Source organism: Thermovenabulum gondwanense, assembly GCF_001601575.1.
Taxonomy (GTDB): domain Bacteria; phylum Bacillota; class Thermosediminibacteria; order Thermosediminibacterales; family Thermosediminibacteraceae; genus Thermovenabulum; species Thermovenabulum gondwanense.
This window is the reverse complement of record NZ_LOHZ01000015.1, coordinates 144,759-166,505: the sequence shown is the minus strand read 5'-3', so window position 1 is coordinate 166,505 and position 21,747 is coordinate 144,759. Positions and strand designations below refer to the sequence as shown.

The window sequence follows — 21,747 nt, the reverse complement described above, 5'->3', positions numbered from 1 at the left end:
TTATTTTATATGCTTTCTGGATTTACATAAAGCGGTTTTAATATGGGAGTGTCCAAAACCGTGCCTTCTGAAAGCACCGTTTTCTCTCCCTCTACCTGGATTGTGACTCTATCCACCCCTTTAAAGGAAGTAAGGGTCAATACTATGGAATTAACCACCGCTTGTTCGTTTTCCAATCCCCCTCCGAAATTTTCAAGTTCCTTAGAAAAATTCGCTATAACTTCGCTGTCTTTCTTTTCAACGCTCAAAACCTTTGTATCCCTTGGTATAACCGATGATAACCCCATTTCAGGTTTTGGGCCTTTTATCAATTCTTGAAGAGCTGTCTTTAATAAATCATTTGAATTTTTTACATACCTTGTTACCGGGACGAAGTAACTAAAGGTGCCTTCTTTATTTGTTCCTCTAAAATACAGGGTAACTTTTTGCATGTTATTTATATTTTGCCCTTCCGATTCAAGATTAATATTTTCTCTTTGAAGCGGAGCATCTAATTTTGTTCCAAATGTACTCTTCTTTATACTTTTCCCTTCCACCATTAATTCCACTTTATTTATTGTGGGAAATTCGGTCAGGGTATAAACCAGAGAAAGTAAGGCAATTTTCTCTCCCATCTTATCCTTGAAATTTAAAAATTCTTTACTGAAATCCACCCTTGCCACACCGTCTTTTATGGTCATCCCCAGGATCCTCGTATTTTCAGGCAGAGTGGGTTTTAACCCCTTACCGGAAAGCTGCATCCTTATTTCTTCTCTGTCAATAAGATTTTCAATTGCAGCTTTGGCTATGCCCTCTACCCTTGGAATACTTTTGGTAACGGGAACCAGTAAGTTATTCTCGTTGACATAGTATAATACGGTTTTCCTTAAGTCCTCACTCTTCCCCTGGATTGCTTCCTCTTTATTGCTATCTTCCTTTTTAAAAAAAGTTAATATATTGCATCCCGTCAAACTGACTATCAAAAGGAAAATCAAAAGCCCTGCAATGAGTTTTTTAGGCATAAATCTACCTCCTCCAAAATATATCTAATTTTATATATATTTTGGAGAAGGATAAATATGATTTATTTATTCTGTTTAAAATAACCACCCTTTGCCGATTTGGTATCGAGAACCGTTATAAAAGCTGTATCGTCTTCTTCCTCGATCAGAGAAATTAATTTGGGCAGGTCTTTTCTTGCAGTGGAAATCATTAAAACCTCTCTAATCCCCTCTTTCCCCATACCATTTAGTGTTGTTACGCCGAATCCGCAGTTTCGTATTTTTTCACATAACCGTGACCTTTGAGTTATCACCTGAACAGTAGTGTATCCTAACGCTAATTTTTCTTCAATAAAACTGCCCACAAAATTTCCGGTGGCAAAGCCCAAAGCATAGGAAAGCAGATTTAAAGGATTATTTAACTTTCCTACCACCTGTGTTAATGCAGTTATGTAAATAATTACTTCAAAAAATCCGATGATTGCAGCCTGTAACCTATGACCTTTTACAATCATTATGGTCCTGATAGTAGCGAGGGAAACGTCTGCCACCCGGGCAAAAAATATAAATAAGTACCCTGCAATTGGTGACATTATAAGACCCCCCTTACTTAATCACAAGTATAATATCAAACCTCCTCTTGTCTGTCAATAAACTAAAAATTTGAGGATGCCTTTAAATATACCCTCCGCAGCTTTCTGCCTGAAATTTGGGTCCATCAAAAGGGAAAGGTCATTTGGGTTACTCATAAATGCGACTTCAATAATGCAGGAAGGCATATTTGTCTCTCTTATTACCACTAAAGCCGTCCTTTCAACAATGCCAAGATCTTTCAGGCCCAGAGCTTCCACCAAACTTTTTTGAATTACCTCTGCAAACCTCTTTTTTTCCATAGTAGGAAAGTACAGGGTCTGTATTCCCGAAGTCAGAGGGTTCAAACTGGAATTACAGTGGATACTTACGAACAAATCGGCATTTATTTCATTTGCCATACCAGCACGAGCGTACAAATTAACATATATATCACTTTCTCTCGTCATCAGTACTTTTGCGCCATTATCCTCCAATACCTTTTTTAATCTTAAAGCTATATCAAGATTTATATCTTTTTCATAAACACCCTGATATACGGCTCCGGGGTCATTCCCTCCATGTCCCGGGTCAATCACAATCGTTTTTCCAAAAAGTGATAAAGAAGAAAATTCAATAATGATTTTATTATCCAAAGTTAATATATTATGCTGAAGACCGTAATCACCCTTATAAATCCTCGCTTTAAGTTTATTGTTATTTACATCTTCCTCAAAAATTACGTTTCCTTTCATTCCGTTAAAAAAGGTAAAATCCTGTGTTTTTCCCCTGTATATTAAGTCGGTTTTATCCATTTCGATTACTAAGGTATTTCTTAAAACATCCTCATTTATAGAATATGCAGTTGTTTTATCGAGCCCAAAAATAACTTGAGTTTTTCCATCTTTGTTTTCTATGCTGACATCTAATAACTTTGCATTGTTTCTAAACTCTACAACCAGTCCTTCTTCCTCTTTTTTCACAAGGAAATTAAAGTCTCCTTTCATATCGAAAACTATTCTCGTTATATCCGGGTTTATGGAAAACTGGCTGGATCTAACGCTTGTTACAAAATTATCACCATCAATCCTGGGAATGTGGAAGGCCGGACGAGAATTATAAAGGTCCACCACCAGCCTGTAATCATTACTGTTTACCGACCCAAGGGTAAAGTATTTAAATTCAATGTTAGCCGGCACTTTAACAGTGAATTTTGAGCTTTCCGTACTTTTTGCGTACTCCAGTCCGTCAATTACAGTAAAAAACTTTAATTTTAATACGCCATCTTTTTCAAAGTATTCATTTAAAAACCCTTCTTTTTTTTCAAGAATAAGACGGATTCCTGCATCCGTGAAAGATATTTGTGCGTCTTTCAAAAACTTGCCGTTATATACATAAAAATTTTGATTTTCCTTAACCTTTGCGGTTAAATCCAGAATAATCGAATTTTCCTTTTCCTGAATTGAATATTCCGGAGGATTTTCCGCTTCAATATTTAAAACCCCTTCATTTTCGTCCCAGTAAATATTTTTTATCTCGTTGTTCTTTTTGTATATCCTGACAATCCTGTTTTGTCCATCCCAGATAACCTTTGCTTCAAAATTTTCCGCTATAAATCTTAACGGAACAAAAACTCTGTTACTTATTATCATTGGCGGAATTTGTAACTTTGTTTTTTTGCCACCCACATAAGCGTATAAATCGTTAACTTTTAAAATTATTGTGTTGTTTTTAAAAGAAAGGGTAATCTTTTTTGAAACGCTCTCGTAGTTTACCTTAGCTCCTAAATTTTCAGAAATCACCCTTAACGGAACCATTGTAGTATCTTTGTAAATAAACGGCATTACATCAGAAATCACCTTTTTATCATCAATAAAGACTTCTATTGAATTTTTAGACGGAGCTGCAAAAATTGGAGCTTTAATTAAAATAAATAACGCTAAGAGAATTATTACGATTTTTTTCGTCAATTTACTACCTCCTCAAAACCTTTTTAAAAATAAAATTCTATTTTTATTCCAATAAATCCTTTTAAAAACCAATTTTTAAAGTAAATGTAAATTTGATGTAATAAAAACAAAAATAAATAAAATTAAAAAATAAAAACCGGTTTAAACCGGTTTTTATTTTTTAATTTACGGAAGTTTTTTTATTATTTTTTCTTTTACTTCAAACCTCTTGCTCTTTTGTTTAATTAGCCTTTCCATTAGTTTATTTTCATTTATTTTATAACTTAAAGTAAATAAACTATCTATTAGATGTACATTTTCCACCATAATATGTGGTGGCACTTTAATCTCAATTGGTGCAAAATTCCAAATACCCTTTATTATAGTACCGCTCAATACATCAGCTACCTGCTGGGCATTTTCTTTCGGAACTGCTATTATCGCAATATCCACATTGTTTTCATTAATAACATAGGATAATTCCTCTAAATCATATACCGGAACTCCGTGAATTCTTAGCCCTGTCAATCTCGGGTTTATATCGAACATGGCAATTATTTTGAATCCGTGAGACTCAAAATCCTTATAATTTGCCAGTGCCTGTCCCAAATTACCTGCGCCGATTATAACCATCTTGTGTTCCGTATGCAGTCCCAAAATTTTTGCTACTTCATTGTATAATTGTTCCACATTATATCCATAACCCTGCTGTCCAAATTCTCCAAAATTATTCAAGTCCTGTCTTACCTGTGATGCAGTAAAACCCAGCATCTGCCCCAGTTCCTGGGAAGAAACTTTTTCCACATTATTTCTCAAAAGTTCCCCCAAGCATTTATGGTATTTGGGAAGTCTTCTTATAACGGCAAGGGAAATTTTCTTGATTTCTTCTTCCGCCATAATATCACCCAAAATTCTTATTTGCATTTGTTTTTGATATTATCATAAATTATTGATATTGTCAAAAATTTATTTTAATCATTGTTGAAATAAATTTTAAAAAAGGGGATTTCTCCCCTTATAAAATTTCACTATTTAAGCATTTTTTATTTTTTCTATTTCCTCTGCATATCTTGCTTCCCCGAACAACTTGTGCATCACATATACCACACCGAAGAATAGGGCTACGGTAATAACCCAAACCACAAAAGCATTTTTATAAAAACCTAAGATTAGAAAGCCAACAGCAGAACTTATTGCAGCGGTAAGCGCATATGGAAGCTGAGTATTTACGTGTTCTATATGAGGACAGGCTCCCCCGGTAGAAGACATTATTGTCGTATCGGAAATAGGAGAGCAGTGATCACCAAAAACACCACCGGATAAAACAGCAGCAATTACGGGGAGTAAATCAATTTTCATAGCAACTGCCAAAGGAACTACTATGGGGATCATTATTGCCCAGGTACCCCAGGATGTGCCCGTAGAAAAAGCTATAAATGCCGAAAGCACGAAAATAGTAAATGGGACAGCCCACGCAGGGAAGGTTTCCGACATAATACTTGAAACGTAAATACCTGTCCCCACTTCCTTACATATCGAACCAATGGTCCAGGCGAGCGAAAGAATGAAAAGAGCTACCATCATGGATTTTGCTCCTTGAATTACTGCTTCCATTGAATCCTTTAACCGGACAACTCCCCTAACCGAATAAAACACTGCGGTTAACAGCAATGTCAGCGAAGCACCCCATACAAGTGCAGTGGCAGAATCGCTGTTCATGACAGCGGTGAAAAATCCAGCTTTTCCATCAAAAAACCCACCGCTATAAGCCATGCATAATACTATTATTACAATCAGCCCCAATAGTGGTGCTACCATATCTATAGCAGAACCCTTTTCCGATTTTTCCAGGTTTTCAAACTCATCACCGGGCGGATTTTTCATGATCGAAGTGTCCCATAACCCGAGACCAGCAAGGGCTCTGTATTCGGACCTTGCCATGGGGCCGTACTCCAGATCGGTAAAAGAGGTCATAAGCACCATAAGAACAATAAGCCATGGATAAAAGTCATAGGGGATCATCTGCACGTATACCGTGTACGGATTGAGGTTAAGTTTAAACTGATCAAAAAGCGGAACCAGCAACGAAGCTACATAAGCCACCCATGTGGATATAGGTACCAGTGTACATACAGGAGCTGCAGTGGAATCTATTATAAAAGACAATTTGGCCCGGGAAACTTTGAATCTATCGGTTACCGGCCTTAAAGCGGTACCTACCGTCATGCAGTTGAAGTAGTCATCCATAAAAATTAATACCCCGAGGCACCAGGTAATAAATAAAGCTACACTCCTGCTTTTTATATGTTTTTCTGCCCATTTCCCAAAGGCTTGCGGACCGTTTGCCCTGGAAACCATACCTACCAGAGAGCCCAATAATGCGGTAAACAGTAATACCCTGAAATTCCACGATGGATCTCCGGCGGTATTAATAATGGTTTCCATTGCTTTCTTAAATGCTTCCCATATATTACCGCCTGTTAAAATTAAAGCACCGCTCATTATGCCTATAATTAAAGAACTCAACACCTCTTTTGTAATTATGGCAAGGCTTATAGCCAGCACTGGAGGTAAAAGAGATAATGCACCGTAATGTGCGGGTTTTTCTTCTTTCTGGCCCTCATCAGCCATAATAGGTAAAGTAAAAGCCAGTAAAAGTAAGATTATTAGTAAAATAATAATTCCTTTTTTTGTCAAGATTGATCCTCCCTTCAAAATAGTAAGTTATATATTATTTTAAAAATCTTTTAACACCTCCTTGGACAATATAATAGTAAACCATTTTTTAAAAAAGCAAATTTTATGCCATTTTATAACTTTGTTACAATTTTTACAATTCGTAGTTTATACAGCCGCGAAAATTAAAAAATTTTATCGTATGCCCATTTTTTTGCTTATTGCCAAATGTTATGCATTTATTTTATCAATTTATTTTAGTTTTGACAATATCAATTAATATATAAAAAAAACGCCCAATTCAGGGCGTTTTTGATATTTATATTATCAAATATTTTTAAAATAAAATTATTTCTTAAATAAAATGGTGGACGTGACGAGACTTGAACTCGTGACCCCCACAATGCCATTGTGGTGCTCTCCCAACTGAGCTACACGCCCACTGCTTTATAAGAATAGCATATAAAGCGATTTTTGTCAATATGGAGTGATATGGTGGGGAATTAGGGATTCGAACCCCAGACCTCTACGATGTGAGCGTAGCGCTCTAACCATCTGAGCTAATTCCCCACACTTTCAAAATGGTGGACGTGACGGGATTCGAACCCGTGACCCTCTGATTGCGAACCAGATGCTCTCCCAGCTGAGCCACACGCCCACAACTTCAACATTTTATATTATACATTACAAATTGAATAATTTCAATAACAAAACCATATTTTTTACTTTATCCTACCTATTCTATCCAAGGGCCATATTCTAAAGACAGCTTTTCCCACGATGTATTTTTTTGGCACGAACTTGTTGACCCAGAACCGGCTATCTTTTGAGTTATTTCTGTTGTCTCCCATCATAAAATAATACCCTTCTGGCACTTTGTAAGGACCAAAGTTTCCCACTATTGGTTCATTTAAGTAATCTTCTTTATATTCCTTTCCATTAATAAAAAGCACACCTTCTTTTATCTCAATGACATCTCCACCCAGTCCTATTAACCTTTTTACGAAGGTTTGAGATGGATCATCCGGATATTTAAACACTACTATATCGCCCCGCTGCAAAGGTTTAATACGATAAATGTATTTATTGACCAGTATTCTATCCCCAATATTTATAGTTGGTATCATCGATCCCGTTGGTACTATCATTGGTTCAATGATATAAGCCCTTATTGCTAAGGCAATTACTAATGCAATAGCAATGGATTTTATCCATTCCATTAACTCATTTTTTAACCTGTTTTCCATGCTACCACCTTTTCAATTTAGCTTTAACAAAAATACTTTTATATTATACCATAAAAATTTGCGTTTTGAATAATTTAAAAATACTCTATCAACGCGTTTTTAATTTCTCCGGAAATTAATTCCTGAAAATCTGAAGTTTTCAATAATTGGCGGTCCTGGGAATTGGTTATAAAACCTACCTCGATAATTACACCCGGAATCCTCGTGTTGCACAGAAGAAAAAGCGATGAATTGGGATAAGGAATTCTAAAAGGAACCCTTTGCCCGGAAGAAATGTAAGCTTTTTCTAAATGTTTTTGAAGGATTTCGGCCAATCGCCGGCTTTCATAACTTTCCCTGTAGTAAAATACCATTGGACCTCTGACATTAGGCGCGCCTTTTTCTGAATTAACGTGAATGCTTAAAAAGATATTTGCGCCGGAGTTATTAATGATTTCAGCTCTTTCAATCAAATCCCTTCTATGTCTTGAACTGCTCTTATTATTTCTGGCATCTAAGGATTCATCTTTAGTACGGGTCATTATAACCCTGGCTCCTTCTAATTCCAGGGCTCTTTTCAATTTTAAAGAAATTAAAAGATTAATATTTTTTTCAAGGGTACCATCCTTATGAAAAGCACCGCTATCAATACCCCCATGCCCCGGATCAATGACCACAACTTTTCCCGCCAAAGATTTTTTGATATGAAATACGCTCATTATTTGCGCTCTATGGAATTGAACGTAATAAATTAAAAAAATTATTAGAAGCATTAATAATATTTTTTTACCCTGCCCCTTTTTAATTAAATCTTTCATGAAATTCCTCCCCTGGTAACTCACTTTATAATAAAAAGATATTTACCGGGGAGTAATCTTATGATTTAAAATCAGCCTTTTTCTTCATTCCTTCCTCTTTTGGACGAAGCCAAAAGGCATACGAAATCTATTAGTGCTGCTAACAGCAAAGTGTCTTTTATACCGTAAATAAAGGCTAATTGGGTGATATTCGAACTACCGGGCATAATTCTGAGATGATAATTTTGCCTTATGGAAAGTAATCCTCCCGACAACGCCGTTCCCAAAACCATACCAGTATTGCGCATAGTAGCCAGCACCCCGGAAGCAACACCCTGTTTATCCCTGGGTGCGCTTCCCATAACCGAACTGTTATTGGGTGTTTGAAAAAGTCCATTTCCTATACCGAAAATTATTAATCTAATAATAACATCGGTGGCTTTAATATTTAATGGCATTTTCGAAAGAAACAAAAGGGCTAAGGTGCATATCCCTGCACCGGTGGTGCTCAGGATTAAGGACCCCAACCTATCGGATAAAATTCCGCTAATTGGCGCTACTAAAAGAACGGTTAAGGGAAAAGCCGTCATTATAATACCTATTTCCCTTGATGAAAAACCTGAACTTGAAAGATAAAAAGGCATTAAAAAGATCATCATATACTGAGCTGTAAAATTCAAAAGACAGCTCAGGTTGCTTGCCGCAAACATTCGGTTTTTGAAAAGGGCAAGATCCAGCATAGGATGGGAATAACTCTTTTCTCTTAACATAAAAAATATAAAAGAAAAGATTGCTAATAAAATTAAAATTACAGATTTTAATGAGCTTATTCCAAACTCCTGTCCTTTACTCAAAAGGGTGAGCGTAGAAAATAAAAATACGAAAGCTAAAAAGGCACCTTCAATATCGAAGGGCTCCTTTTTACTTCCTTCAAATACCGGTAATACATTGTAGGATAAAATCATCCCTGAGATGCCTATAGGAATGTTTATCAAAAAAATGGAACTGTGCCCGTAATAAGTAAGCAAAAAACCTCCCAGGGAAGGGCCAATGGCTAAGCCCACCGCAACAGACATTGCATTAAATCCTAAAGCTTTTCCCCTTTCATTTTTAGGAAAGATGTTAGTTATTATTGCAGGGGCCACCGCCATCATCATCCCCGCCCCTGCGGCCTGTAATGCCCTGAAAAGAATTAGAACATAAATGTTCCCTGCAAGACCGCAAAACAAGGAAGAAGCGGTAAAAATACCCATTCCCAAAATGTATAAGCTTTTATAACCCACCAAATCTCCCAGGCGTCCAAAGGTTAATAAAAGGCTGCTTAGTACCAATAAGTAAGACATAGAAACCCAGCTCACGGTTGTAACCGGAGCGTTAAACACCTTTGAAAAAGTAGGCATTGCGATATTTACCACACTTGCATCTATAGGTCCAAGCATACTTCCTATTAGTACCGCAAAAAGAATCCTGTATCTATTTTCCAATATTTTTGTGTTTTCCATTCGATCTCCTCCTCGTCATTGTGAAAAAGATATTTTTCTTATTTTCTTAATTTTCTTGATTTTTTATCTTATTCAGTATATATTTATATTAGAAAATAATATTTTTAAGAATTTTAATTACAATAAAAAAGATTATTATAATTTTCTTTATTTGCCAGCATTTATCTTTTTCGTGAAAGGAGGTATAAATTATGAAAGTTCCCGAGAAAAAAGATTTTACTCAGATAGCGGAATGTCCTTATTTAAAATGCGAAGAAACGTGTTACGGCATTGCATGTTATTGTTCACTGGAAGCTGCAGGGAATAAAGAAGCCTGTTCTTTTGAGGTAAAAAAAGCATGTGAAGAAGAACACCAATGCACCGTTTAATTTAGCGGTTTAATACCTTTTTTTACAATAAATTTTACAAGACCGTTATCCCTATATCGATGAACCCATGTGGGAATTTCTTTTACATCTTTTACATCTACCTTATTATCTTTTTTGTCTACCTCCAAAATTATTTTTAGTATTAAACCTTCATCGGTATAGGGGAATTTTTGTGCCGAAATCAAATTACCCAATGAATACCGTATGTATTTTTTTTGAACCCCATTGTTATTTTCGAATACCACAAATTCTCCGGGCTGAACCACATGGGGATGACTGCCCAGTACTATATCCGCACCTTGTTTTATTACCTTTTGGGATAAATCTTTTTGAAATCTCGAAGGTGTTCGCTGATATTCGTTTCCAAAATGAAAATATACAACTAAAACATCAACTTTTTTCTTTGATCTGCTTATATCATCCAGAATATTATTTTCATCAATTATATTTACCAGAAAAGGTTTTTTAACGGTTATCCCGTTGGTACCGTAGGTATAAGCCAAAAATCCAATTTTTACGTTTTTAACATCAATTATTCTCAAAATATCTTCTTGTTCATTTGAATTTGTACCAACGTTTATAAGACCTCTTTGTTTTAATACCTGAATGGTCCGCAAAACCCCTTCTTCTCCTCTATCCATAGAGTGATTATTAGAGGTTACAATAATATCAAATCCGGCGTTTTTTAAAGCATCGGCTATTTCATCGGGAGCATTAAAAAGGGGAAAACCGGTATATCTTCTTTCTTTACCTGCAAGGGTAGTCTCTAAATTCGCTATTGCTACATCTCCCGATAAGATATCTTCCCTTACCTCGTCAAAAAAATAATCAAAATTATACTTTTGAGTTTTTTCGTCATATCCGGAACGTATCTGGGGAACATGCATCATAACATCCCCCGCGGCAATTAAAGAAATTTCTACGGTTTTAGAAGTTTCTTGTATATCTTCTTCTGCTGGAACATTATTTTCCTTTTCTTTATCACTTACAGCAAAAACCGCCATTTCTTTAAAAATTCCTATCTTAAAATGCCACAATATAAAAAAAGAAAAAAACAATAAAACTGGTATTAAAATAATAATAAACTTATACGATCGCTTCATTTTCCGACCTCTCTTATAATAAATCTTCTCTTCCCATCTTTTTCAATTGCTCTACCACCTTTTTTACATCCTGGGCTTTTCTCTTGGGACATACGAGAATTGCATCCTGAGTTTCCACAACAATCATATCTTCCAATCCCACCGCAGCCACCATCCTGCCGTTAGAAAAAATGATGCTATTTTTTGTTTCTATTTCCACATGTTCTCCTCTGATTATATTACCGTTTTCATCAGGAGGAATGACACTCCCGAGGGAATCCCAGCTTCCCACATCACTCCATCCAAAATTGCAGGGAATTACAGCCACATCAAGGGCTCTTTCCATAATCCCGTAGTCTATAGAAATATCTGGGAGGTCTTTGTACACCTTCTCCAATTCCTGGTAACCCATATTGTTATAAAGCAAATCTATAATAGACTTTAATTTATAATAGATCCTGGGAAGGAATCTTTCAAAATTATTTAAAATTACCCGTGTTTTCCATACAAACATACCGCTGTTCCAGAGATAATCACCACTTTCAATATACTGCTTCGCCTTCTGTACGTCGGGTTTTTCAACAAATTCCTTCACTTCATAAGCCGTTTTTACTTCATTAATTTTTATAGGACTTTCTTTGTCGAATTTAATATAACCGTAACCCGTGGAAGGAAAAGTGGGATTAATTCCCATGGTTATTAGTTTATCCGAATTTTCAGCAATGCAAAAAGCAGCATCCAATACCTTCTGAAATTCATAAACATTTTTTATATAGTGATCCGAAGGAAATACTCCCATACAAGATTCCTTATCCCTTTTTTCAATTATCATTGATGCGTAGGCAATGCAAGCTGCTGTATTCCTGCCGAAAGGCTCTACCAGAATATTTTCTTCAGGAATTTCCTTCATCAGTACCTTTTTTAAAGTACTCTCCTGAGCCTTATTGGTAACAATAATTATTTGTTCCGGTGGTACCAAATCCATTATTCTTTTTATTGTATCATTTATCATGGTATCTTCGCCAGTAATATTTAAAAATTGTTTGGGTTTGGATTTTCTGCTCAGCGGCCAGAATCTCGTTCCTCCACCGCCGGCCATTATCACACCATATCTTTTCATAATATCCCCCCTGGATTATTTGAACGTTTTTATTATTTCCAATCTAAATTAATATTTATCTTTAATAATTAATATATCATAAAATTGAAAAAAGGCGGTAATATTTTCCGCCCAGTCATTTATTCGAAAATCTTTCTAATATTCTCTTTGAAAGGAGGATATATAATACCTTTTTCGGTAATAAAAGCGGTAATATTCTCATGGGGAGTAACATCAAAAGCAGGATTAAATACCTTAATCCCATCGGGAGCGGTTTTTTTTCCAAAACTTTGAGTAACCTCTAAAGGGTCTCTTTCTTCAATCGGTATTTCTTCTCCGCTTTCGGTGTTAAGGTCAATAGTTGGTGTTGGTGCCGCTACGTAAAAGGGTATCCCAAAGTATTTGGCTAAAATAGAAAGCCCTAAGGTGCCGATTTTATTTGCCGTATCTCCATTTGCCGCTACCCTGTCGCAGCCGACTATGACCGCATTAACCCATCCCTTTGACATTACACAGGCAGCCATATTATCGCAAATTAAAGTTACATCAACTCCGGCTTCTTTTAACTCCAACGCAGTCAAACGGGAACCCTGGTTTACCGGCCTGGTTTCATCGGCAAATACTTTTATTTTCCATCCCTTTTCGTACGCTAAGTAAATTGGAGCAGTCGCCGTACCGTATTTTGCGGTCGCTAACTGCCCCGCATTGCAGTGAGTTAGTACTCCGTATCCGTCCTTTAATAATTGCAAACCGTATTCTCCGATTTTCCTGCATATATTTTCATCTTCCCTGTGGATTTTTTGAGCTTCTTCTTTTACAAGGTCTTTAATCTCCCTGATGGGCCTATCCTTGGATTTTGCAATTCTGTTCATTATCCTGTTTAAAGCCCAGAACAGGTTTACAGCAGTAGGTCGCGAAGTGGAAAGGTATTCGGCTTTATTTTTCATATAGTTGTAAAAACTTTCAAAGCCATCCCCGGGAGCGCTTTTTGCCGCAAAATACATGGCATAAGCCGCTGCAATCCCTATCAGCGGTGCTCCTCTAACTTCCAGGGTCTTTATACTTTCCCATACTTCTTCGGGAGTACTTTTTTTATTATACAGTATTTTATCAGGCAGTTCCCTTTGATCCAGTAAAAATAAATTTTCCCCATCCCATTTTAACGGCAATAGTCCTTCTTTTGGCATAAAAATTCCCCCGTCATGATTTTTATGAATATTTTATCATGGCGGGGGATTTTAAACAAGTTTTATCCGATATTATATTTATGCAGCCTTTAATTTCATCCTTGAGGCAATTTTATCCACAATCAATGCTATGGCGTTATCTCCAGACACATTGCAGGCCGTGCCGAAGCTATCCTGAGTGAGGTAAAGGGCTATCATCAATGCAAGCTGGGCTTCTCCAAAACCGAGCATGCTCTGCAATATACCGAGTGCTGCCATAACAGCTCCGCCGGGAACGCCGGGAGCCGCAACCATAGTAACACCCAGCATTAAAATAAATCCAGCCATTTTGCCGAGAGTTACAGGCATGCCAGAAAGCATCATAACTGCTATTGAACAGGTGGTCAATGTAATTGTACTGCCCGAGAGATGAATCGTAGCACAAAGGGGCACTACAAATTCTCTAATACCTTCGGATACACCATTATTTTTGGCACATTCCAGATTTACCGGTATGGTAGCTGCCGAAGACTGAGTTCCGATAGCTGTTAGATATCCCGGTATCTGGTTTCTCAAAGCCATTATCATGCTCTTTCCACTGTAAAGGCTTGCCACAAAGAATTGAAACAAAATAATTGTAAGGTGCATAGCTATTATGAGAACGAAAACTTTTCCGAAAACGCTTAATATCCTCGCTACTTCTCCCGCATGAGTCATGTTGGCAAATATCCCCGCGATATGAACGGGCAAAAGTGGAATAATCAGCTTTTCAATAACCATCTGTACAATTTTCTGGAATTCGGAAACAACGTTGTATAAATTCTTTTCCTTCAATGAAGCCATACCTATTCCAAGGATGAATGCTATAACCAGAGCCGACATCACACCAAATAGAGGCGGTATCTCGATAGTGAAAAACGGCTTCAGGAGTTTTTCTTCGGGATTTGCCGCTGAAAAAGAAGATGAATAATGAATGAATTTCGGTAAAACATTTGTCGAAACTGTAAAAGCAAAAAAGCCAGAAATCAAAGTGGAAATATAAGCGATGACCGTAGTAATTGCAAGAAGTTTTCCTGCTCCATTGCCCAGCTCAGCAATACCCGGTGCTACAAAACCAACGATGATGAGAGGTATTGCGAAGCTCAAAAAATTACCGAAAATTGAGTTAAAGGTAGCAAAAAGTCTCACAACCGGTGCGGGCAAGAAAGCACCGATTAAAATACCAAGAATGATAGCAGCTATCAATCTCGGTAAAAGACCCAAATTAAAACTCTTCATCCGGTTTCCTCCCCCAAAACATAAAAATATAAACATTAAAATTATAATTATTATTGAATTACAATGGTATAATTATTTTCTTCCAGAATTGTTTTTAATTTACTCACATGTTCTTCATCCGCCGTTTCCAATTCCAGCTCTACCTTTGCATAACCGATTAGCACATCTTTTGATGACCTGTGATGAGTAACTGATAATACATTTGCTCCGGTTTCTGCAATCAATGCCAAAAGTTTTGATAATGTTCCGGGCCTGTCGGGAATAAAAGTATCAATAAATACTTTTCTTCCTCCTTTTACGAGGCCTTTATCTATTACCCTGGCGAGAATGTTTACGTCTATATTACCTCCGCTTATCACCGCCACTATTTTTTTGTTTTTATAATTATTTAATCTGTTTAATACGGCGGCGACGCTTACGGCACCGGCACCTTCTGAAACCACTTTTGCTCTTTCAAGCAGCAGTAATATGGCATTGGCAATTTCATCTTCATCCACCGTTACAATTTCATCCACATATTTTTGAATGATGCTGAAAGTTAAATCTCCCGGTGTTTTTACGGCAATTCCATCAGCGATGGTAGGAGCTCCTTCCACAGTAGTAATTTTTTTATGTGATATGGATTCTGCCATGGAAGGAACATTTTTGGTCTGCACCCCGATTATCTTTGTCTTGGGATTGATGCTTTTAACAGCAATGGAAATACCCGAAATAAGCCCACCACCGCCAATTGGAACCACTACAGCATCCACATCAAAAAAATCTTCCATTATTTCCAACCCTATTGTCCCCTGCCCCGCTATTACATAGGGGTCATTGAAGGGATGAATAAAAGTTGCCCCGGTTTCCTGCTGTATTTCTTTTGCTTTAGCATATGCCTCGTCGTATACGCTGCCATGAAGGACTACCTGGGCGCCGTAACTCTTGGTCGCCGATACTTTCGATAAAGGAGCATGTTTTGGCATTACTATCGTTGACTTAATACCGTATAAAGTGGCGCTGAGAGCAACGCCCTGGGCGTGATTGCCTGCTGATGAAGCAATTACTCCTTTTTGCTTCTCTTCGGGCGTCAAATGGGCAATCTTGTTATAGGCTCCTCGAATTTTGAAGGACCCGGTTTTCTGCAGATTTTCCATTTTCAAGTATATGGTATTCCCCGACATTTCGCTTAAAGTGGTGTTATGAACAAGACCGGTTTTATATGCTACATTTTTAATAATCGCCCGGGCGTCCTGAATTTCCCTCAAAGAAATTTCCATTTTTTTCACTCCTAAGGATCGATATTAAACATTACCTGTGAGCAATTACTTCGATTTCTATCAGGGCACCTTTTGGAAGCTTGCTAACTTCAATAGTAGACCTTGCGGGAGGATTTTCAGGGAAATATTTTCCATAGATTTCGTTCACTTTTGCAAAATTATTAATATCGGTGATAAAAATGGTGGATTTTACCACGTTTGAAAAATCCATCCCTGCAGCAGCCAGGATATTTTTAATATTTTCCATTACCCTTGTGGCCTGTGCTTCTATCCCTCCTTCCACCATTTCCCCGGTGGCAGGATCCAGAGCAATCTGGCCGGAAGCAAAAAGAAAGTCTCCCACCATCACTGCCTGGGAATAGGGGCCAATCGCTTTGGGTGCCTGATCGGTTTTAATAATCTTCTTTTCCATAAAAACACACTCCCTTTCTTTTAATTTTTATTTTTTATTTTTTTTATTAAAAAGATATTTATTCAAGCTTATTTAAGTATCTGTAAATTGTGTTTTCCGATGTTTTCAGCCTCTTTGCCACCTCTGTTACCGCTCCTTTTATTAAAAACACTCCCTTTTGGTTAAGCTTTTGGACAATGCTCATCTTCTCTTCCGGAGACATTCTTTCCGGAGGAATATCAACTTCTGAAATGGCTTTTTTAATCATCGTCTGCATTAAATCCTCTAAGGAAATTGTCAAATGCTCGTAAACTTCCGAATTATTCTCCACTCTCTCAGAATTTGCATTTTCTTTCTTTTCAAAATCATATTCTGCTTTTTTATCCCCATCCATTATAAAATTATTTAAAAATTCCCGGGCAATTAAAGCTCCGGTTAAATCCACGTTTATACACAGCATTCCGATTAAATTCCCATTCAGGTCTTTTATAAAATAGGTAGAAGACCTTAAAATCTTCCCATCTACTGTTTTTGCTGAATAATTCAAAAGATAATCTTTTGTGAGATACTCTTTATCGTTAAGCAATTTTATCCCCAGGTCGGTTAAAGGTCCTCCTACCTTTCTTCCGCTTATATGAGAGTTTTTGATCGCTATTATGGACGATTCCACATTGGATACATCGTGAAGAACAACTTCACAAAAGGGCCCTACTATCCCTGCGATAAAATCTACTAAAGGTATATAAGATTTTAATATTTCATTATTTGCCAAAATCATTCCCCCCTTTAATAATTAATTCAACATCTTTATAAAAATTCCTTCTTTCAATAAAAAAATTTTTTTATGTTAATATTTTGGCCTCATGCTTTTAACAATAATTAAACCCCTTAAAGCTCGACTCAAGCTTTGAAGGGGTTAAATTCATAATAAATTATAATTTATTACTGGAACCGAGAACATTTCTTATTTTATGCTTTACCATTTCTTTAATTGCTTCCCTGGCAGCACCTAAGTATTTTCTCGGGTCAAATTCCGATGGATTTTCTGCCAAATATTTTCTAATCATTGCCGTCATTGCAAGTCTTAAATCGGTATCAATGTTTATTTTACATATACCAAGGCTTGCTGCTTTTCTCAACATTTCCTCCGGAACTCCCTTTGCACTGTGGATACTGCCACCGTATTTATTGCAGGCCTCCACAAATTCAGGAAGGACCGTAGAAGCACCGTGCAGTACCAAAGGAAATCCCGGAAGCCTTTTCATTATTTCTTCCAGCCGTTTAAAATCTAAGTAAGGTTCACCCTTAAATTTATAAGCACCGTGGCTTGTCCCAATGGCAATTGCTAAGGAATCCACTCCTGTTCTTTCTACAAACTCTAAAGCCTGATCCGGATCCGTAAAGGTAGCTTCCCTTTCACCAACACTTATATTGTCTTCTACCCCGCCTATCCTTCCAAGTTCTGCCTCGACTACTACACCATGTTCATGGGCGTAATCCACTACCTTTTTTGTAAGGGTTATGTTTTCTTCAAAAGGAAGTTTTGAACCATCTATCATTACCGAGGTAAATCCATCATCAATGCACGCTTTGCAAATCTCAAAACTTTCACCGTGGTCGAGGTGCAAGACTACAGGCAACCCGGTATCTTCCACCGCGGCCTCTACCAATTTCTTTAAATAAACAGGTCTTGCGTACTTTCTTGCCCCTGCAGAAACCTGTAGAATAAGGGGAGAGTTTTCTTCCTTCGCTGCTTCTACAATTCCCTGAATAATTTCCATATTATTTACGTTAAAAGCACCTATTGCATACCCACCTTCATAGGCCTTTTTAAACAATTCTTTTGATGTTACCAGCGGCATTTTTTACCCTCCAATTTTTCATATTAATTCTTTAAAAATTATATAACATATTTATGAAAATGTGTATCATTTATTTTTTTATTATGTGAAATTATTTTATTTCCAATGCTATAATAATTATAAATAATTAAAAAAAGAATGGGGAGGGCCTATTTTGGCTTCCAATACGAAAGCCATAGTAGCAGGGATAGTTAAAAATATTCAAGATGAAGAAAGCATCGAAGAGTTGGAACTTCTTGCAAAAACCGCAGGGGCTGAGGTGGTTGCTAAAGTAGTTCAAAGAAAAACATCTTATGACTCTGCTTTTTACATCGGAAAAGGCAAGGCACAGGAAATCGCCGAAGTAGCAAAAGCCCTTGAAGCAAACGCGGTAATTTTTGATGATGATTTAACTCCTGTACAGATTAGAAATTTAGAAAATCTAATAGAGCTCCAAATAATCGATAGGACAACTCTTATTTTGGATATTTTCGCTCAAAGGGCAAAATCGAAAGAAGGTAAAATTCAGGTAGAGCTTGCACAACTTCAGCATTTATTACCCCGCCTTACGGGTAAAGGAATAGAACTTTCCAGATTCGGTGGCGGCATAGGAACAAGAGGGCCCGGCGAAACAAAATTAGAAACCGATAAAAGGCACATAAAAAGAAGAATTTCTTACCTAAAAAAGGAATTACAAAAAATAAAAGATAGCAGACACCTTCTAAGAAGTGCAAGAAAATTTCCTGTAATTAGCCTTGTTGGATATACAAACGCCGGAAAATCCACATTAATGAACGCTTTGACCAATGCAAAGGTTAGCAGCAACGACCGTCTCTTCGATACCCTGGATACCACCACCAGACTTTTAATACTACCCGACGGGAGAAAAGCATTGCTTTCGGATACGGTGGGTTTTATTAGAAAACTTCCCCACGAGATAGTGGAAGCTTTTAAAGCCACCTTGGAAGAAATAAAAGAAGCAGATTTGCTCTTGCTTGTGGCGGATGGATCCAGCAGGAATTTTGAGGAAGAAATAAATACCGTATTTAAGGTGCTTAAAGATATCCAGGCGGATAATAAACCGATCGTCATCGCTATTAATAAAGTAGATAAAATTAATTCTTCTTTTATACTCCCATTAAATTCAAAAAATACAGTGGAAATTTCTGCTTTATACAAAAAAAATTTGGATGAACTGCTTAAAAGGATTTGCGAAAACCTTTCAAAAACAAGAAAATTTGCTGAATTTCTTATCCCGTACGATAAGTTATCTATTGTTGATATTATTTATCAAAATGGCTTAATTTTCTCAAAGGAATCTTTGCCCGAAGGAGTAAAAATACAGGGAGAAATAGAAGAATTCGTAATTAATAAATATAAAAACTTTTTGATTTAATAAATAAAAAAAATTTTAGCCGAGCACTTGATATTTATACTTATTTCGTTTTATACTTTAATATAATAAAGTATTACCGGGAATTGTTTCCCCGATTTTTTTATTTTTCGGAGGTGGACAAATTATAATGGAAATACTTGTTACCTTAGACACGGTTAAAAACTACGGTGAAAATAAAATCATTAAACTTCCACCCGGTACCCTTGTAACAAAAGAAGCCAGTATTTATGCTGCAGCACACGGTTTAAAAATTTATATAGGTGATGAACCTTTAGAAGCTCCAACCCCTTTTAACGGGACTTTAGCACAAAAAGCAGTAATTTCTGTAATCGGAGAAGATAGAATAGGTATTATAGCCGGAATATCCGAAGTCCTTGCATCAAATAACATCAACATTCTCGACATTACACAGACCTCTATTGAAGGCCTTTTTACGATGATAATGGTAGTGGATATTTCAAAAAGCGTCGTTAGTTTTGAAGAGTTAAAAAAATTACTCGCCGAACGGGGAAATTTCCTTTCCGTAAGGGTAGATGCTCAAAGGGAAGAAGTATTTCGATACATGCACAGGATTTAGGAGGAAAAAATTATGAGTTTTACGAGGGATGAAATTATAGAGACAATAAGGATGGTGCAGGCAGAAAATTTAGATATAAGGACTATTACCTTAGGGATAAGCATTAGAGATTGTTGTGACTTTGACATTAATACTGTTGCCAAAAAAATCTACGAAAAGATAATGAAAACCGCTGAAAAATTGGTACCCGTCGCGCGGCAGTTAGAAGCAGAATTTGGAATTCCGATTGTAAATAAAAGGATTTCGGTTACTCCCATTTCTATCATAGCCGAATCCTGCTTTCAAAAAGACCTTATGCCGCTGGCAAAAGCGATGGACAAAGCTGCAAAAGACTTAGGCATTGACTTTATTGGAGGTTTTTCGGCACTTGTTCATAAAGGTTTTACCCGGGGAGATATAAATCTATTAAACTCCATTCCCGAAGCCCTTTCTCTTACAGAAAGGGTATGTTCTTCGGTTAACGTAGCTTCCAGCAGAGCAGGTATTAATATGGATGCCGTACTTGCCATGGGAAATATTATCAAAAAGACCGCCGAGCTAACGGCTGAAAAAGATGGTATAGGCTGTGCAAAACTTGTGGTATTCGCAAATGCGGTGGAAGATAACCCATTTATGGCCGGTGCTTTTCACGGTATCGGAGAACCGGAAGCATCCATTAATATTGGGATCAGCGGACCAGGGGTTGTAAATACGGTATTAAGGCGTATGGGCGAAAAGGCGGATTTTGGGGAAATAGCCGAAGCAGTAAAAAGAACGGCTTTTAAAATAACCCGTGCGGGTGAATTGATCGGTCGGGAAGCGTCCAAAAGACTGGGGATCCCCCTCGGAATAATAGACCTTTCCCTTGCTCCCACGCCGGCAATGGGTGATAGTATAGCAAACATCCTGGAAGCCATGGGCCTTGAACGTTGCGGTGCTCCAGGAACTACTGCTGCCTTAGCCCTTTTGAATGACGCTGTTAAAAAAGGAGGTGCAATGGCTGCCTCTTATGTAGGAGGACTTTCGGGAGCTTTTATCCCCGTAAGCGAGGATGCGGGCATGGTAAAGGCAGTGGAAGAAGGCGCTCTTACCCTTGAAAAGCTTGAAGCAATGACCTCGGTATGTTCGGTAGGACTTGATATGATTGCGATTCCGGGAGACACCCCTGCAGAGACCATTTCTGCCATTATTGCCGATGAAATGGCAATAGGGGTAATAAACAAAAAAACTACCGCTGTTCGCATCATTCCTGCCCCCGGTAAAAAAGCTGGTGACAGGGTAGAATTTGGAGGCCTTTTAGGAAGGGCTCCCGTCATGCCTGTTAACAAATATGATTCATCCCTTTTTGTTAAGCGAGGCGGCAGGATCCCTCCGCCAATCCAAAGTCTGACCAATTAAAAAATAAAAATGCCCGGAAGCGCTTTTTGCACCGGGCATTTTTATTTTTAAAATTTTATCATCGTTAGTTTACATTAAAGATTTCACTCATCGATATACCAACTTATATATACATAACTTAAGTGTTACCGATTATATTAGCTTTCACAATATCATGTTTAAGATTTTTAAAATAATTGTTGGTTTTTATTTAATTTTATTTATGTTATGCTT

Annotated in this window: 20 protein-coding genes and 3 tRNA genes; 4 read left to right on the top strand and 19 right to left on the bottom strand. The window is 37.2% G+C overall.

What is annotated here, in order from left to right; genetic code table 11:
• Positions 1-5: 5 nt before the first annotated feature.
• The 11 genes from ATZ99_RS01095 to ATZ99_RS01045 form a co-directional block, all read right to left on the bottom strand.
• The gene (locus ATZ99_RS01095) at positions 6-1,001 is read right to left on the bottom strand and encodes a GerMN domain-containing protein (protein ID WP_068747397.1); all 996 of its coding nucleotides are present in this window, start codon (positions 999-1,001) and stop codon (positions 6-8) included.
• Between the two features lie 62 nt (positions 1,002-1,063).
• A complete protein-coding gene (locus ATZ99_RS01090) occupies positions 1,064-1,573 on the bottom strand; it encodes a DUF2179 domain-containing protein (protein ID WP_187694802.1) in 510 nt (169 codons plus the stop codon).
• 54 nt (positions 1,574-1,627) lie between these two features.
• Complete coding sequence (locus ATZ99_RS01085; protein ID WP_068747395.1) at positions 1,628-3,520, bottom strand: N-acetylmuramoyl-L-alanine amidase family protein; 1,893 nt, start codon at positions 3,518-3,520, stop codon at positions 1,628-1,630.
• Between the two features lie 165 nt (positions 3,521-3,685).
• Complete coding sequence (locus tag ATZ99_RS01080) at positions 3,686-4,396, bottom strand: redox-sensing transcriptional repressor Rex (RefSeq protein WP_068747394.1); 711 nt, start codon at positions 4,394-4,396, stop codon at positions 3,686-3,688.
• Positions 4,397-4,531: 135 nt separating this feature from the next.
• Complete coding sequence (locus tag ATZ99_RS01075) at positions 4,532-6,196, bottom strand: Na+/H+ antiporter NhaC family protein (protein WP_068747393.1); 1,665 nt, start codon at positions 6,194-6,196, stop codon at positions 4,532-4,534.
• A 344-nt stretch (positions 6,197-6,540) separates the two neighbouring features.
• A tRNA-Ala gene (locus ATZ99_RS01070) sits at positions 6,541-6,616 on the bottom strand.
• A 52-nt stretch (positions 6,617-6,668) separates the two neighbouring features.
• Positions 6,669-6,745, bottom strand: a tRNA-Val gene (locus tag ATZ99_RS01065).
• 12 nt (positions 6,746-6,757) lie between these two features.
• Positions 6,758-6,833 (bottom strand) — tRNA-Ala (locus tag ATZ99_RS01060).
• Positions 6,834-6,897: 64 nt separating this feature from the next.
• The gene (gene lepB, locus ATZ99_RS01055) at positions 6,898-7,422 is read right to left on the bottom strand and encodes a signal peptidase I (protein ID WP_068747392.1); all 525 of its coding nucleotides are present in this window, start codon (positions 7,420-7,422) and stop codon (positions 6,898-6,900) included.
• A gap of 74 nt (positions 7,423-7,496) precedes the next feature.
• A complete protein-coding gene (locus ATZ99_RS01050) occupies positions 7,497-8,219 on the bottom strand; it encodes an N-acetylmuramoyl-L-alanine amidase family protein (RefSeq protein WP_068747391.1) in 723 nt (240 codons plus the stop codon).
• A gap of 71 nt (positions 8,220-8,290) precedes the next feature.
• Complete coding sequence (locus ATZ99_RS01045) at positions 8,291-9,700, bottom strand: MFS transporter (protein WP_068747390.1); 1,410 nt, start codon at positions 9,698-9,700, stop codon at positions 8,291-8,293.
• 191 nt (positions 9,701-9,891) lie between these two features.
• Here ATZ99_RS01045 and ATZ99_RS11755 point away from each other — a divergent pair, with 191 nt between their 5' ends.
• Positions 9,892-10,068, top strand: coding sequence for a hypothetical protein (locus ATZ99_RS11755; RefSeq protein ID WP_157074679.1), 177 nt, complete (start codon positions 9,892-9,894; stop codon positions 10,066-10,068).
• On the opposite strand, the gene ATZ99_RS01040 is transcribed toward ATZ99_RS11755, so the two are convergent.
• From ATZ99_RS01040 to fba, 8 genes are all read right to left on the bottom strand, one after another.
• Positions 10,065-11,171 carry a CapA family protein gene (locus tag ATZ99_RS01040; RefSeq protein WP_068747389.1) on the bottom strand — a complete coding sequence of 369 codons (1,107 nt, stop codon included), beginning with the start codon at positions 11,169-11,171 and terminating at the stop codon, positions 10,065-10,067. The two genes, ATZ99_RS11755 and ATZ99_RS01040, sit on opposite strands and share 4 nt — an antisense overlap.
• Before the next feature lie 13 nt (positions 11,172-11,184).
• Positions 11,185-12,270, bottom strand: a complete 1,086-nt coding sequence (locus ATZ99_RS01035) for a mannose-1-phosphate guanylyltransferase (RefSeq protein ID WP_068747388.1) — start codon at positions 12,268-12,270, stop codon at positions 11,185-11,187.
• 119 nt (positions 12,271-12,389) lie between these two features.
• Positions 12,390-13,436, bottom strand: coding sequence for an S-methyl-5-thioribose-1-phosphate isomerase (mtnA, locus tag ATZ99_RS01030; protein ID WP_068747387.1), 1,047 nt, complete (start codon positions 13,434-13,436; stop codon positions 12,390-12,392).
• A 78-nt stretch (positions 13,437-13,514) separates the two neighbouring features.
• On the bottom strand, positions 13,515-14,693 hold the full coding sequence (locus ATZ99_RS01025) for a dicarboxylate/amino acid:cation symporter (protein ID WP_068747386.1): 1,179 nt from the start codon (positions 14,691-14,693) through the stop codon (positions 13,515-13,517).
• A 50-nt stretch (positions 14,694-14,743) separates the two neighbouring features.
• Entirely contained in the window at positions 14,744-15,952 is a 1,209-nt protein-coding gene (gene ilvA, locus ATZ99_RS01020; RefSeq protein ID WP_068747385.1) for a threonine ammonia-lyase, read from the bottom strand.
• A gap of 31 nt (positions 15,953-15,983) precedes the next feature.
• Entirely contained in the window at positions 15,984-16,364 is a 381-nt protein-coding gene (locus tag ATZ99_RS01015) for a RidA family protein (RefSeq protein ID WP_068747384.1), read from the bottom strand.
• 58 nt (positions 16,365-16,422) lie between these two features.
• Entirely contained in the window at positions 16,423-17,115 is a 693-nt protein-coding gene (locus ATZ99_RS01010; protein ID WP_245641268.1) for a helix-turn-helix transcriptional regulator, read from the bottom strand.
• 160 nt (positions 17,116-17,275) lie between these two features.
• Entirely contained in the window at positions 17,276-18,205 is a 930-nt protein-coding gene (gene fba / locus ATZ99_RS01005; RefSeq protein ID WP_068747382.1) for a class II fructose-1,6-bisphosphate aldolase, read from the bottom strand.
• Positions 18,206-18,359: 154 nt separating this feature from the next.
• Between fba and hflX the strand changes: the two genes are divergently transcribed.
• From hflX to ATZ99_RS00990, 3 genes are all read left to right on the top strand, one after another.
• Positions 18,360-19,580 carry a GTPase HflX gene (gene hflX, locus ATZ99_RS01000; RefSeq protein WP_245641267.1) on the top strand — a complete coding sequence of 407 codons (1,221 nt, stop codon included), beginning with the start codon at positions 18,360-18,362 and terminating at the stop codon, positions 19,578-19,580.
• Positions 19,581-19,836: 256 nt separating this feature from the next.
• Positions 19,837-20,157, top strand: coding sequence for an ACT domain-containing protein (locus ATZ99_RS00995; protein ID WP_068747448.1), 321 nt, complete (start codon positions 19,837-19,839; stop codon positions 20,155-20,157).
• Positions 20,158-20,169: 12 nt separating this feature from the next.
• Positions 20,170-21,534 (top strand): PFL family protein, encoded by a 1,365-nt coding sequence (locus ATZ99_RS00990; protein WP_068747380.1) that lies wholly within the window; start codon positions 20,170-20,172, stop codon positions 21,532-21,534.
• The last annotated feature ends 213 nt before the right edge of the window (positions 21,535-21,747 follow it).